The 14,347-nt window shown below is 46.5% G+C and carries 8 protein-coding genes, 2 tRNA genes and 2 pseudogenes; all 12 read left to right on the top strand.

Going from position 1 to position 14,347, the window contains the following annotated elements; all coding sequences use genetic code 11:
- Positions 1–30: 30 nt before the first annotated feature.
- The 12 genes and pseudogenes from leuB (at position 31) to abc-f (ending at position 14,019) form a co-directional block, all read left to right on the top strand.
- Positions 31–1,116, top strand: a complete 1,086-nt coding sequence (gene leuB / locus ACTWJ7_RS25765; RefSeq protein WP_024628321.1) for a 3-isopropylmalate dehydrogenase — start codon at positions 31–33, stop codon at positions 1,114–1,116.
- Positions 1,117–1,389: 273 nt separating this feature from the next.
- Complete coding sequence (locus ACTWJ7_RS25760) at positions 1,390–1,929, top strand: peroxiredoxin (RefSeq protein WP_024628322.1); 540 nt, start codon at positions 1,390–1,392, stop codon at positions 1,927–1,929.
- A 356-nt stretch (positions 1,930–2,285) separates the two neighbouring features.
- On the top strand, positions 2,286–2,702 hold the full coding sequence (locus ACTWJ7_RS25755) for a hypothetical protein (protein ID WP_024628323.1): 417 nt from the start codon (positions 2,286–2,288) through the stop codon (positions 2,700–2,702).
- Between the two features lie 442 nt (positions 2,703–3,144).
- Positions 3,145–4,247, top strand: a pseudogene (locus ACTWJ7_RS25750) (ATP-binding protein).
- Positions 4,248–4,374: 127 nt separating this feature from the next.
- Complete coding sequence (locus ACTWJ7_RS25745; protein WP_301881541.1) at positions 4,375–5,343, top strand: AAA family ATPase; 969 nt, start codon at positions 4,375–4,377, stop codon at positions 5,341–5,343.
- A gap of 3 nt (positions 5,344–5,346) precedes the next feature.
- The gene (locus ACTWJ7_RS25740) at positions 5,347–6,462 is read left to right on the top strand and encodes a DUF58 domain-containing protein (protein ID WP_301881539.1); all 1,116 of its coding nucleotides are present in this window, start codon (positions 5,347–5,349) and stop codon (positions 6,460–6,462) included.
- On the top strand, positions 6,459–7,775 hold the full coding sequence (locus ACTWJ7_RS25735; protein WP_301881538.1) for a DUF4129 domain-containing protein: 1,317 nt from the start codon (positions 6,459–6,461) through the stop codon (positions 7,773–7,775). The genes ACTWJ7_RS25740 and ACTWJ7_RS25735 overlap by 4 nt, the downstream gene beginning before the upstream one ends.
- Before the next feature lie 83 nt (positions 7,776–7,858).
- Entirely contained in the window at positions 7,859–8,815 is a 957-nt protein-coding gene (locus ACTWJ7_RS25730) for an aldolase catalytic domain-containing protein (protein ID WP_301881537.1), read from the top strand.
- 406 nt (positions 8,816–9,221) lie between these two features.
- Positions 9,222–11,348: a bifunctional diguanylate cyclase/phosphodiesterase gene (locus ACTWJ7_RS25725; protein WP_301881535.1), complete on the top strand. Its 2,127-nt coding sequence runs from the start codon at positions 9,222–9,224 to the stop codon at positions 11,346–11,348.
- Between the two features lie 144 nt (positions 11,349–11,492).
- Positions 11,493–11,566 (top strand) — tRNA-Pro (locus ACTWJ7_RS25720).
- Positions 11,567–11,577: 11 nt separating this feature from the next.
- Positions 11,578–11,648: transfer RNA gene (locus ACTWJ7_RS25715), tRNA-Gly, on the top strand.
- 479 nt (positions 11,649–12,127) lie between these two features.
- Positions 12,128–14,019, top strand: a pseudogene (abc-f, locus tag ACTWJ7_RS25710) (ribosomal protection-like ABC-F family protein).
- Positions 14,020–14,347 lie beyond the last annotated feature (328 nt).

Raw genomic sequence — 14,347 nt, 5'->3', positions numbered from 1 at the left:
GAATGAATCGATATAAGGAGTGGACAACCCATGGCAGACGTGAAAAAAATTGCAGTAATCGCAGGCGACGGAATCGGTCCTGAAGTTGTAGCCGAGGCAGAAAAAGTTCTCAAACGCACGGAGGAAGTGTTCGGATACCGTTTTGAGACAGAGCATGCACTGTTTGGTGGAATCGCCATTGATGAGAAAGGTACACCGCTTCCTGAAGAAACACTGACCGTATGTAAAAGTGCAGATGCTGTGCTGCTTGGAGCCGTTGGCGGTCCAAAATGGGACAACAACAGCAAGGAATTGCGTCCGGAAACAGGCTTGCTTGGCATTCGTAAAGCGCTCGGACTGTTCTCGAACCTGCGTCCGGCCGTCGTATTTGATTGCTTGAAGGATGCTTCCACCTTGAAACCGGAAGTGCTGGAAGGTACGGATCTGATGGTCGTGCGTGAATTGACCGGAGGAATCTACTTTGGTGAAAAGTTCAGACGTGAAGGTGCACAAGGCGAGGAAGCCGTGGATACATGTGTATATAATGTAACCGAAGTGGAGCGCATCGTTCGTCAGGCGTTTGTAATTGCTCAAGGACGCAGCAAGAGGCTGGCTTCTGTAGATAAAGCCAACGTGCTCGAAACTTCCCGTCTTTGGAGAGAAGTCGTTAACCGTGTAGCACCGGAATATCCGGATGTTGAAGTGGAGCATGTACTTGTTGACAACTGTGCAATGCAGCTGCTGCGTCGTCCATCCAGCTTTGACGTAATCGTGACTGAAAATATGTTCGGGGATATCCTTAGTGATGAAGCAGCGATGCTGACAGGTTCGATCGGCATGCTGGCATCCGCATCGCTGGGTGAAGGCAGCTTTGGTTTGTATGAGCCAGTACATGGTTCAGCACCGGATATCGCAGGTCAAGGACTGGCGAATCCGATCGCAACAATCCTTTCACTGGCGTTGATGTTCCGTACAACCTTTGGTTATGCGGAAGGTGCTGACGCAATTGAAGCAGCTGTGTCTGATGTGCTGAATGCAGGACATCGTACGAGTGACATCGCTGTAGACAAGAGCAAAGCGATCAGCACGACGGAAATGGGCGATCTGATCGTCGCGGCAATTCAGAAACAGGCGTAATAATAGGAATAAGAGAACAGCTCTTTGCTCCGATCCGGAATTGCAGAGGGCTGTTCCTTTATGATTTTTGCCACGAAAAATCCTTATTTATAATTATTATAAAAAAACAACGATTATAATCTTGACTTTGAGAAGTCCGGATGATAACATTTTACTTGTACTTGTTATCAAGTAACAATATTACTTTAATTAGAAGAAAAACGTTCACGTTTTTCTTAATGATGAGCATTCAACTTGAGTGCTTACATAATCCCAAAGGAGGAATTGTTAGTTATGGCAGAACGTTTGGTTGGTAGACCCGCACCGGATTTTGCAATGGAAACAGTATCGGGAGATGGACAAGACTTTGGTTCCGTAAAACTGTCCGATTATCGTGGCAAATGGCTCGTATTTTTCTTTTATCCTTTGGATTTCACTTTTGTGTGCCCAACTGAAATTACAGCTTTGAGTGATGCTGCTGAGCAATTCAAAGCTTTGGATACTGAAGTTCTTGGCGTGAGCGTTGACTCCGTACACAGCCACAAAGCTTGGATCAACACACCTAAAGACAGCAATGGCCTGGGTCAATTGAACTTCCCATTGGCGTCTGACATCACGAAACAAGTTGCTAAAGATTATGGCATTCTGATCGAAGAAGAAGGCGTTGCACTGCGCGGCCTGTTCATCATTGATCCAGAAGGCGAATTGAAATATCAAGTGGTAAATCACAATGATGTAGGCCGCAGTGTTGAAGAAACACTTCGCGTACTGCAAGCTCTGCAATCCGGTGGATTGTGTGCAATGAACTGGAAACCAGGCGACAACAACCTGTAAGCCTGATTTAACTTGAACGTTTGTAGTTCAAGCCCTCATCCCTCATGGGATTGAGGGCTTTTTGCACCCTTTTGGCAGAATATAAGCCTATAGGAAGAAAAGTGTTTAAGCAGGGACGTAAACGTGGTAATGATGTAATAGAAGAATGCCTTCATTTTATCTTTGGAAAGAGGAATCGAAGTGCCTTAAGGCGAATAGGGTATGGAAACCCGGTAAATATTCCGGTGCTCTGCATTTATAATTTGTACATGAATGTGATACACTGATGGAACTATTCCTTTTTTGGAAGTGCTTGAAGTGTACGGGACTGCTGTCCATTAAAAAGTCTCGGCACGTTATAAGGAGGGTGAACAAAAATGAGTTACTGTTGTGGGGCAAGTATGGTGGGAACAAAGGGCACGCTGAAGCATTACCGCACCCAGGTTCATAATGTTCCCCTGCTGTTTTGTCCGGTATGTCACCGGGTAGAAGTGCATTATAAAGTGGAAAATGAATATGAAATTCTGGCTGAATATGCGCATGGAGATGGTGCGTCGGAGATTGATTTTCAAGATTACGTGACGGAAGATGAAGATGCGATTTTTGAAAATTGCGTGAATCGTGAAAGCGAGGATGCTATGGTCATTGTACAGCGTCAGATCGACATGTCTCTGGATCTGCTTCGGCTTGCCAAGGAAATGAAGGATGAGAAATGGGAAAGCGAACTCAAGCGTCGGTTAGCCGTTATGAGTCAGCGTAGACTCAAAATTCAGCATAACAAGAGTGGACTATAGATTGAATTGAATTATTTAAAATTTAAACTATACGAACGAAGCTGATTCGCCAATAAAGCGAAAAAGCTTCGTTTTTGTTGTATAGAGAAACTAATTCACGGTTTTTCTTAAAATAATTTCCATTCGACACTTTCTCCGATTGACTCTCTTCTATAAACTTGTCTATGATAAAAACAGACTTGCAAAAGAGGCGGAGCAAAAAATGTTCGTGTTTGGGAATAGGAGAAGCTTAGAATGGAACAGACGTATAATGTTTTCCGGATCGACACTTGGTTACCCGGAATAGACCAGCTTGGGTTCCGGACATGCCATCCATATTTTCGGCTCAGCCCCCTAATGAAAGGGCACCGGTAATGAATATAAAATCGGCCCTTCCTGTTTCTGTGATGATATGATGTCCGAATGGCAAGTTTATCATTTACGTGAAAAGGAGGAACCTGACATGATTAGTGAATTTCAGGATACAGTGCCTCGACCAACGAATGGATTCCCGCCTGTACATCTGGATAACAACAAGTATGAGAATGTCCTGGAGCATCTGGATAGCGGTATTATGTTGTTTGACAGTAATGGTGTACTGACGTTTATTAACGTTCAGATGGCAAAATTGTTGGAGCTTCCTAGAAGTCTATTGAGCGGCTGCACCCTGATGCAAATGCTGCATCATCCACAGATGAGCCGATTCAAGAAAAAGAAAATTTTACGGATTTATCGGGAAACCATCTTTCATCGTAAGCGCTATCATGAATTGATTGACGAGTATGGCAGGCATTGGTTAGTTACAGTAACGTACGGGGATCAGATGGATGGAGACTTCCTATTCAGTGTGAAGGATGTTTCCGATTATAAACAGATTGAGCAGACCGCTTATCAAAATGACAAACTTGCAATGTTGGGCGGATTTCGGCATCTATTGCCCATGAAATTCGCAATCCTTTGACGGCTATCCGCGGATTTATCCAGTTGCTTCGGCCCCATTTGTTGCAATTGGGGAAAGACGAGTACGCTCGAATCATTCTAACGGAGATTGACAGGGCGAACGACATTATCTACGAATTTCTGAATTCCTCGAAACCGTCAGCTCCTCAGAAGACCATTATGTCTGTTAACTCTTTGCTCAAAGAGGTGGTCCTGCTGACAGAAAGCGAAGGATTAATGAAGGGATGCGAGATTACCCTGGATGAAGCAGAAGTCCCGTTAAATGTGTCCATTGATGTCAAACAGATTAAGCAGGTAATTTTGAATATGGTCAAAAATGCGATGGATGCCATCGAGGATGTGGGCGAAGAGCACACAGGTCTGATTCGGATCTCCACAGGAACCGAGAACAAGTATGTGCAGATCTCCATTGCCGACAATGGACAGGGAATGGACCACAACACGCTTGTACGCTTGTTTGACCCATTTTTCACCACTAAGGAGAGCGGAACGGGGCTAGGACTTTCCGTGAGTTACCGCATTATTAAGAATCACGGAGGCAACATCTCAGTGGATAGCAAAAAAGGGGAAGGCACCCGGTTCATCATTATGCTTCCCTTGGTGTAAAGGCAAAAGCAGAACGAACAGGAATTGGCTACCCGCCGGTTCCTGTTGTTTTTTGTTGAGACGATTAGGGTTATAGTTAGAATGAATGCGAATACATATGCTCAATTCACGGGAGGAAAAACCAATTATGAATATCCAGGGATTGGAACAAATGAACAAGCAGCTAATGGATCATGTAGGGAAGATCATTGTGGGGAAAGACCAAACGATTGAGCTTGTGATGACAGCCATCATTGCTTCAGGACATGTTCTGCTGGAGGACGTGCCAGGTACGGGGAAAACCATGTTGGCAAAATCGGTAGCCTCTTCATTGGATTGTACCTTTCAGCGTATTCAGTTCACACCGGATCTGTTGCCCTCCGATTTGACGGGTATTCATTTCTTCAACCAAAAGGAGGGCGACTTTGAGTTCAGACCTGGCCCTCTGTTTGCCAATTTGGTGCTGGCCGATGAGATCAACCGGGCTACACCGCGTACTCAGTCGAGTTTGCTGGAGTGTATGGAGGAACGGCAGATTAGTATTGATGGTTCGACCAGACAGCTGGAGCGACCATTTATCGTCATTGCTACGCAAAACCCGGTAGATAACCAGGGAACCTTTCCATTACCAGAGGCACAGATGGATCGTTTCATGATGAAGATTCGAATGGGCTATCCAAGCAGTGAAGAAAGTGTGGAGATTCTGAGACGTACGGTAGCGAGCCGTTCTGTTGCTGATCTGTCCGCGATCATTAGTCGTGAGCAGCTGCTTGAGGCGCAGAACACGTATACATCGGTCCAGATTGACGAAGATCTGTTGCGCTATATTATTCATCTGACAGAAGCTACGAGACAGCATCCCGAGCTTTCACTTGGCGTAAGTCCACGAGGAGCTCAGGCATTGCTCAAGGCAAGTCAGGCTTGGGCTGCATTACATGGCAGAGACTTTGTGCTTCCTGATGATATTAAAATATTGGCAGTGCCTGTCCTCGCCCATCGACTTGTATTCCGCAACCGGGTGAGGCAGCAAGAGGGCTTGGCGGAACGCATTATTCAGGAACTTTTGAGCCAGATTGAAGTGCCGACGGAGAATCTTGCTGCAGGCAACGGGCGATAACTTATGGCATTACTATGGCTTGTCATTGTTGGAGGTATTGTTATTGGAGTACACGGCATATGGTTTGGACGTCCCGCTTTACGCAAGCTGAAGTATACCCGACAGTTCAGCAAAACGCGCTGTTACGCCGGAGATGAGCTGGAGATGGTAGAGACCATTGCAAATGAAAAACGAATTTCGGTTCCATGGCTTAGACTTGAAGCTATGATGCCAGTATCATTTGTATTTCGTTCTGGCTCGGGCATGGATATCAGCCAAGGAGATATTTATCAGAATCATAAAAGTATCTTCACTTTGAAACCGTTTACCCGTATTACCCGCAAGCATCCTTTTGTATGCAGCAGACGTGGGATATATACGTTGAACACCGTGACAATGACCGGAGGGGATCTGTTTGGCCTTTGGCGTACCTCGAAGCCAATCCCCGTTCATCTGTCCATGATTGTATATCCTTCACTTGTTCATGCGGAGGATCTGCCTGCGATCTATCAGGTATGGCAGGGTGAGGTTGAGGTATCCCGTTGGATTGTCGAAGATCCCTTTATGATCCTCGGGGTACGTCCCTATGGTGCGGGTGATCCGATGAACCGTATTCATTGGAAAGCGAGTGCACGTACGGGAGAATTGCAGGTGTACAAGCAGGGATGGACTGCGGACCCTCAATCCTGGATTGTGGTCAACATTCAGGAGTCTGCGGATATGTGGAGTGTCGTTACCCGCCCGGAGATGATCGAACGGGCACTCCGTTATGCGGCAACTGCAGCGGTAGATGCGATCGGAAGAGGGCTGCCCGCAGGATTTGCTCATAATGGCTACCGTGTAAGTGGAGGGCGTGAACCATTACGAATTGAGCCGGATTACGGCAGTCCACATCTGGAAATGCTGCTGGAAGCTATGGCGGAGACGGAGTTAAAATGCATGGTTCCCATGGAGCAGTTTCTGAGTGATGAAGTAGAACGCAATGAAGAAGCCCAGCAGGTTCGCAGTTATCTCTTAATTACGTTCTATGTATCTCCAGCCATGGAACATGAAATTGCGCGTTTGCATGAGCAAGGACACCGTGTGACCATACTCCCGGTAGAGGGTGGGAAAAGCGATGCTAAGGCGGTGAGTGCATGAATGATGCCAACAGTACCAGTACCAAAGAAAGAGCGCTTTTATCCATGTCGGCCGTTCTGTTGATCGGCTTATATCTTTATCCGCTTCTGACCCTAACAGCCCTTTATGCATCCGGACCTTTGCCGTATACACTAATGAGTATCTTTGTTGTAGCTGGTTGGTTAGGTCAGTGGGTGCAGCACAGGTTGCCAACCATTAGCGAAAAAAACACTTTTATTCGATGGGGTGCAGCGCTGGTTATGGGGCTGCCGGTCTCATTGGTTATTGCAATAGTAGGCGTTCTTCCTTTACCAGATTTGCTCACGGCAGTGGTATGGGGTGTGATTTCAGCCTATATTGGGTTGAATTTTCAACCTGTCTTTCGTTCGATTTTGATTTGGCGCTTGCAGATTTGGGGTGTGGTCAGTGCAATTGTGCTCAGTGGAGCAGCCAATGGGATTGAATTCATGCAACCCCTCCTGATGTACACCGGAACCATATATACAGCGGGAGTTATCAGTTTTGCTGGATGGTTGGTAGGTCAGTACAGTGTGCAGCTGGATCGGGCGACATTAAATGATGGCTCAAGAAGGATTGTGCTGCGTGAGTTTGCCCGAGCGAATCACCAGCGTCTGTTATGGATGCTGATTGTGATCGCAGGGATCGGCGCTTTTCCCAGTCTTGTTGCCTGGCTAGGTCCACTGCGTGACCGTCTGCTTGCATGGATCAGAGGATTAATAGGTTCGAGTTCCAATCAGGAGCCTCCTACTCCGCCTGCTGCTCCAAATGAACCGCCGATGCTACCTGAAGGAATGGAACAGCCAGGGGAGCCCTCTATTTTCTGGGATATCCTGGGTTGGATCGTCATGGGGGCTGTTGCCGTTGTTATTCTGTGGCTTATCCTGCGTCTAGGGCAAAAGGCTATAAATAAACTTTTGGAGCGTTTCAAAGGGCTGCTGCAGCCAGGTCAGAAGAAGGTAGAACCCAGGACGGAGTATGTGGACATCAGCGAAACGTTAGAGGCGCCGGCAAAAACACGCAAATCCTGGTTCCGCAAGAAGGAGCTGCTGCCCTCCCAGGAAGCTGAACGTATTCGATATTATTATCGGAAGTGGATCGACAGAGCTGCACATCGGGGTGTGGATATACAGCGTGCACATACGCCACTGGAGGCTGCGGAGACGATTGTTCAGCACGGAGCTAGAGAAGATGAACAGAGACTCTCTGCGATGCTGCCAGATACCTATAACGCTGTACGCTATGGAAAGAAATCTCCAGAAGATTCCGAGATGAGTGAGATGGATCGGATATGGAAATCTTATCGAAGTAAATAAGTCGGGAATCCCTTTACTTTTCTTGTTACGTTCAAGTATCATGAGAGGAATACACAAGTTGGTCAGAAAAGGAGCAGACATTAATGAAGACAAATCATTGCAAAATAGTAGATTGTACAATCCGTGATGGCGGATTGGTAAATAACTGGGACTTTAGCGTGGATTTTGTTCAACAGCTCTATGCTGGATTGAATGAAGCTGGCGTTGATTATATGGAAATTGGATACAAAAACTCACCTAAGCTCTTGAAAGGTGCGGAAGATGCAGGACCATGGCGTTTTCTGAATGATGATTTCTTGCGCAAAGTTATTCCTCAAAAAGGAAACACCAAATTGTCTGCACTGGTTGACGTTGGACGTGTGGACGAGAATGACATTCTGCCGCGCAGCGAAAGCATGCTGGATCTGATCCGTGTAGCCTGCTACAGCAAAGATGTAGATAAGGCTCTAGCTCTGGTTCAAACGTTCCATGATCGTGGATATGAAACAACGCTGAATATTATGGCATTGTCTAATGTAATGGAAAATGAACTGCTGGAAGCATTTGAACTGATCAAGGAAAGCGCTGTGGATGTTGTATACATAGTAGACTCCTACGGTAGCCTGGATCATAACGATGTGAAATATCTGGTGGAGAAGTTCAAGACTCATCTGCCGAACAAACGTCTTGGTGTTCATACACACAATAACATGCAGCTCGCCTTCTCCAACACATTGGTAGCAGCAGAGCTTGGCGTTGAACTGCTGGATGCTTCCGTATATGGCATGGGACGTGCTGCAGGGAACTGCCCAACTGAACTGCTCGTTGCTCATCTGAAAGGCACGAAATACAATCTGCGTCCAGTCCTTGGTGTGTTGGAGCAATTGATGGTCCCTCTCCGTGAGAAGGAAGAATGGGGTTACATTTTGCCTTACATGATTACAGGTACGTTGGACGAGCATCCTCGCTCGGCTATGGCACTGCGTTCGTCCGAAGACAAAGACAAAGTTGTTGATTTCTATGATAAATTGACAACACCAGAAGTGAATTTTGACAAATAAACAGGTTGCATCATTGTTGAATTGGACTTCCAGTGAACCAGCGCTGGATCTATTACATCTATAGCTTTAGCGCATTAGCGTTTTAAGTCGAATGGTGCACGTAAGACGAAAATTAGTCTAAAATACAGTTGCAAATCCAAAAAAAACATGAACTCCGATAGGGGGTTCATGTTTTTTTAGTTCTTATTGCCTTGTTTTTCTACATATCTATGAATAAATATTCCTAGGAGTACTCATTTTTTTGTTCACGTCTGCGGAAATAAATGTTATTATGTACCAGATAGCATGTATTCACATGTGAATTGAACGTTGGTAGATATAATAAAATGTCGAAAATTGTAACAAAGTAGATTTATATTGTTAATGTTATTTCAGGATAGGTGATCCCGGGAAGGAAAAACACGGCATGAAGGCTAATCAGCAAGATCAGAGAAAAATAGGTTGGGTCGCGATAGGCGGCTTATTGTGTTTCCTCGCAAATCAATGGTTTCGTTCCTCTGCAAGCTCTGATCTGATCATATCGGGTTACCCGGTTTTGACACTCTTGGGTGGATTCGCTGCGGCAGCGGCCTGTATCGGCATTTATAATCAAAGCTGGTTATTTCAGACTCAAAGACTGACCCTCCGAAGGGTCCTTATGACAACGTTGTTTTTATTGATTGGTTTATTTGAATTGGTTCACATCGTTTCTTTTGCGGAAGAGATGCCGAATGGTGCGATGGTGGAGTCGGAGTTCTCGCTGAAGATGATGTCGCTTGGATCTCTTGTTTGTGCGGCTGGTTTGCTGTTCATATATGCAGTCAGCGAGAGGAAAATTGCGTTACCACGCAAATTTTTACTGTTCGGCGGAACGCTGGGTATTTTTATTGTTTTGTATACATTTGCTATTCAGGAATGGGCTGTACTTCCGAACTTGCTGGAGGGGAATGTGCTTGGCGGCATGTTTACCCGATTTCATTTCCTGGTCGGCATTCTGTATGGCGTGACTGCGGTCGTGTTATTCATTCAATGGAAAAAAGGAAAAGATCGTGATCTATCTACCGTCCTTTGCGCCATCCTCTGTTTTTTCTATGGAGAATGTTACTTTGTTTCGGCTACGAAAATTAATGATCTCAATCTGTTGCTGGGTCTATTAAGTAATTGTTTTGGCTATTTCTTCATCCAGAAGGGGCTGTATTCGTCTGTGGTGGATACGCCTTTCCTCAAGCAGCAGGTGGCTGAGGCAAAAATGAACTTTATTGCTCACCATGATGATGTGACAGGGCTGCCCAATCGCCGTCGCCTTTCTCAACGACTGAAAGTGATGATAGATGCAGCTATGGTAGAGGAGCAGCTTGTCGGGGTGTTGGTATTAAATATTAACCGATTCAAAACAATTAATGATTCATTGGGCCAACAGGCGGCTAACCGTGTACTTCGTCAGGTAGGACAGCGTTTGAAACATTCTTCGCTCCCGGGAGAGGAAGTATTCGGACTGGGAAGAGATGAATTCGTACTCACAATGACAGATTTCAGCACAACAGATACGGCATTGCGGCGGACAAGATCAATCCTGCAGCTGTTCGAAAAGCCTGTAACTGTAGATGGAAACGAGTATCATCTCACGCTGGGTATTGGTATGGCAATATTCCCGCATGACGGGGACTCACCGGAGGAGATCATTCAGAATGCGGATACGGCGCTGCATAATGCCAAAGAGCAGGGAATGGAGCTGAACCGATATGCCCATGCGATGCAGATGAAAGCCCAGGAACGTTTGCAGCTCGAGAATGATTTGCGCAAAGCGCTGGATCGTGGGCAATTCTATCTGGTCTATCAGCCGCAGGTCAATCTGGCGAGTGGCTTGATTGTAGGTATGGAGGCTTTGGTGCGCTGGCAGCATCCGCTGAGAGGGTCAGTATCCCCTGCGGAATTTATTCCTCTTGCTGAGGAGAGTGGACTGATCGTACCGCTTGGAGAATGGGTACTGCGTGAGGCATGTGCTCAGAACAAACGGTGGCAGGAAGCGGGTTACCGCAAGTTGTGTGTGTCGGTTAACTTGTCCATGAGGCAGTTCAGGCACTCCCATCTGCTGGATAACATCAGCGGCATTCTCAAGGAAACGGGCTTGGAACCGGTGTGGCTTGAACTGGAGATTACCGAGAGTATGACGTTTGATAAAGATCGTGCCTTTGAACAGTTGCGTAAAATTAAAGAGATTGGTGTGCACATCAGTATTGATGATTTTGGCACCGGGTACAGCTCGCTGCATTATCTGAAAGATCTGCCGATTGACCGCCTCAAGATTGACCGTTCCTTTGTCAATGAAGTGATGGAGGACAGTAACAATGCGGCGATTGTATCGACCATTACATCGATGGCGCATCACTTGCAGTTGAAGGTAACGGCTGAGGGCGTTGAAAATGAGGACCAGCTTTCGTTCCTTCGTGATCAGCATTGTCATGAGGCTCAAGGGTACTTTTTCAGCAAACCGATTTTGGCAGCCGATTTTGAAGAAAAGTTTTTGAGAGATGTGGATAAACCAACAGGTTAAGGATAGGCAGGGGCGTAGACACGCTTCTGTCTTTTTAATTTTTCGAAACGGGGAGGGAAAAATAGTAAAAAGAAGTTGCAAAGCGTTGGATGATCATGGTATATTAATTTTGTAAAATTCATGTTAATGTTCCCCGGAACTTGACGGGACGTAGCTCAGCTTGGTAGAGCACCTGGTTTGGGACCAGGGGGTCGCATGTTCAAATCGTGTCGTCCCGATCGTCATTCGCGCGGGTGTAGTTCAATGGTAGAACTTTAGCCTTCCAAGCTAATAGCGTGGGTTCGATTCCCATCACCCGCTTAACTAATGCAACACCTGAAACCCTTGTGGAAACAAGGGTTTTTTCTTTTTTTCGAAGTTAGTGTATTCCTAGTCGCGTTGGAATGGAGAATATCCTGACTCCAAATTCAAGACCTTTGCTTTTTCTCCATCATCTGGTACAATAACGGAGAAATCGATACTACACATGAATGAGAGGTAACCATACGTCCCATGAAGTAAAACACATGAATTCAACCCCAGTAACTGCAGAGAGTGTATTGACGCAGTCAGCCAAAGCGGCTGAGCAATGAGGGGATTCGTGTGTCCAAATTCAGCTATGGGATCAGGTATGGAAACAGGCAGGCTGATCTGGCTTGTGTGTACCCTTTTAGGGTTATTTGTTCATGCCATGGGTATCTTATGCTTGTTTTTTGACGCTTTATCCAATCCTGAATTGCCAGACCGCCGGCTGATGCCAGCGGTTTTTTTATTTTGAATTGCAGGAAGGATGAGGCCTCATGATGACAATGGTACGCCTACATGAAGTATCGAAAGAGTGGAACGGCAATGAATTATTCGCAGAATTGAATCTGGAAATAAATGAAGGCGAGCGGCTCGCCATTCTGGGTCGCAACGGGTGTGGCAAGACCACCTTGTTACGCATCATTCTTGGAGAAGAAGATAGCGGTGGACGAATCGAACGCCACGTTCCGCAACAGGAGTGGGGATTCATGCGTCAGCGCTCCTTGATCAAGCCGGAGACGAATGTGCTTGATGCCGTCCGTCAGGAAAGTGGACGGATCTACGAGGTGAAGCGTGACCTGGAAGAATTGGAAGAACGTATGGGCAAAAGTGGAGCGGCAGATGAACAGCGGCTGCTTGAAGCTTATACAATAGCGATGGAACAATATGAGCAGCTGAACGGGTATATGTGGGAGACGGAGGTAGAGAAGGTACTGACACGTCTCGGGTTATCGTCGGACCATTGGAGCAGGCCATATCATTCCTTGAGTGGTGGTCAAAAAACGAAGGCCCGTCTCGCTGGATTACTGGTCAGTAAACCGAAATTTCTGATTTTGGATGAACCGACGAATCATCTGGATGAAGAGAGTATGCGCTGGCTTGAAGAATGGCTGTCCACCTATGCAGGAACATTATTGTTTGTCTCTCATGACCGGACCTTTATAGATCAGGTGGCAACGGGTGTGATTGAGTTTAGCCCGGGTGCCCTGACCAAATATAAGGGGGCTACACGAATTACAAAGGCCATAAGGAACGTGAATTGCGTGAGCAGGAAGCAACCTATCGCAAGCAGGAACTGGAACGGAAAGCGCTAGAAGAGACGATACGCAATTATCAGCAGTGGTTTCATCAGGCTCATAATTCAGCGTCCGATGTGGAGGTCAAAATCACCCAGAGCTTTTACAAAGCCAAAGCCAACAAGAACATTTCCCGTTACCATGCCAAGCAAAAGCAACTGGAGCGCTTGGAGAAAGAGCGCGTGGATAAACCTCGCGAAGCTGCGAAATTGAACATGGAGCTGCAAGTGAACACGCTGGCTGCCCGCCAGCTCCTTGCACTGGAAGATGCCAGTTTTGGTTATCCGGGAAGCCCGACATTGCTTCGCAATCTCCGGATTGCGGTCGAACGCGGAGATCGTCTTGCTGTACGCGGTCCCAATGGCACAGGCAAGACAACGCTGCTCAAGATGATGATTGGGGAGTTGGAACCTTCGCAGGGCAAGGTGACACGTCATCCGCAACTGAAGATTGGTTATTTTTCGCAAGAGCTTGAAGGATTACCGGAAAGTCAGACGCTTCTGGACAGTTTGCTCAGTCTTCCATCCATGACACAAAGTGCTGCACGCACCATTCTGGGATGCTTTTTATTTTCGAGAGATGATGTGTTCAAACGCATTGGGGATTTGAGTATGGGGGAGAAGTGCAGAGTTGCGTTCCTGCGTTTGTACTTCGGGGGAGCCAACTTGCTGGTGCTGGATGAACCGACCAATTATCTGGATATTGACACACAGGAAGTGATGGAGAATATATTGAAGCAGGCGTCTGGCGCACTGGTGCTCGTATCCCATGATCGTATGCTGACCAAAGTACTCGCCAACCGCTTGCTTGATCTGGAGCCGGGTGGAAAGGTTACACTGTTTGACGGTGGAGTCGAGGACTGGGAGCAATCCATCAAATTGCGAGAATCCGCCCTTGAGATTCGGGAGTCAGATGATGAACGGTTACGGCTTGAAATGCGTTTGTCTGAGTTGTTATCTCCTATGAGGAGTGCGAGCAATGAGGTGTTGACTAATCCTGATGATGTGATTGAGCGGGCGGCTGAAGTTGCCGAGGTTCGCGAAATTCAACGTCGTTTGAAACAGCTGCGTGAGCTGAGAAAACGCAAGTAATCCATTGATTAAGCTTTTGTCGTTTTGCTTTTGGGCTTAACGATGGATCAAGCGGCTTTACGGCTTGCTATTTCGAGCGATTTTGCATATAATAATGGACGATCATCAGTAAATTTGAAGTTTTTTTCTGACATGAAAACGTGATGATGGAGACAAGTAAGCAGTGCCTCTGGACAGGGAGGAAGCGCCGTAGATTGAGAGCGTTTCTGTAGAACAAGGCTGCTGAAATTCACTCCGGAGCGGTTCCCTGAACCATATCTTGCGATCCATCGCAGGAGTTAGTAGGGGGTAACGGTTAACGGTCGTTATTCCGTATAGAGTGAGGCAA

Origin of the sequence: Paenibacillus sp. 1A_MP2 (assembly GCF_052244825.1) — a bacterium.
GTDB lineage: Bacteria > Bacillota > Bacilli > Paenibacillales > Paenibacillaceae > Paenibacillus > Paenibacillus vandeheii.
This window is presented reverse-complemented; position numbering and strand designations above follow the sequence as displayed.

Coding starts and splice junctions, on each gene's coding strand:
- leuB (WP_024628321.1), top strand. CDS start 31: ATGGCAGACGTGAAAAAAATTGCAGTAATCGCAGGCGACGGAATCGGT.
- ACTWJ7_RS25760 (WP_024628322.1), top strand. CDS start 1,390: ATGGCAGAACGTTTGGTTGGTAGACCCGCACCGGATTTTGCAATGGAA.
- ACTWJ7_RS25755 (WP_024628323.1), top strand. CDS start 2,286: ATGAGTTACTGTTGTGGGGCAAGTATGGTGGGAACAAAGGGCACGCTG.
- ACTWJ7_RS25745 (WP_301881541.1), top strand. CDS start 4,375: ATGAATATCCAGGGATTGGAACAAATGAACAAGCAGCTAATGGATCAT.
- ACTWJ7_RS25740 (WP_301881539.1), top strand. CDS start 5,347: ATGGCATTACTATGGCTTGTCATTGTTGGAGGTATTGTTATTGGAGTA.
- ACTWJ7_RS25735 (WP_301881538.1), top strand. CDS start 6,459: ATGAATGATGCCAACAGTACCAGTACCAAAGAAAGAGCGCTTTTATCC.
- ACTWJ7_RS25730 (WP_301881537.1), top strand. CDS start 7,859: ATGAAGACAAATCATTGCAAAATAGTAGATTGTACAATCCGTGATGGC.
- ACTWJ7_RS25725 (WP_301881535.1), top strand. CDS start 9,222: ATGAAGGCTAATCAGCAAGATCAGAGAAAAATAGGTTGGGTCGCGATA.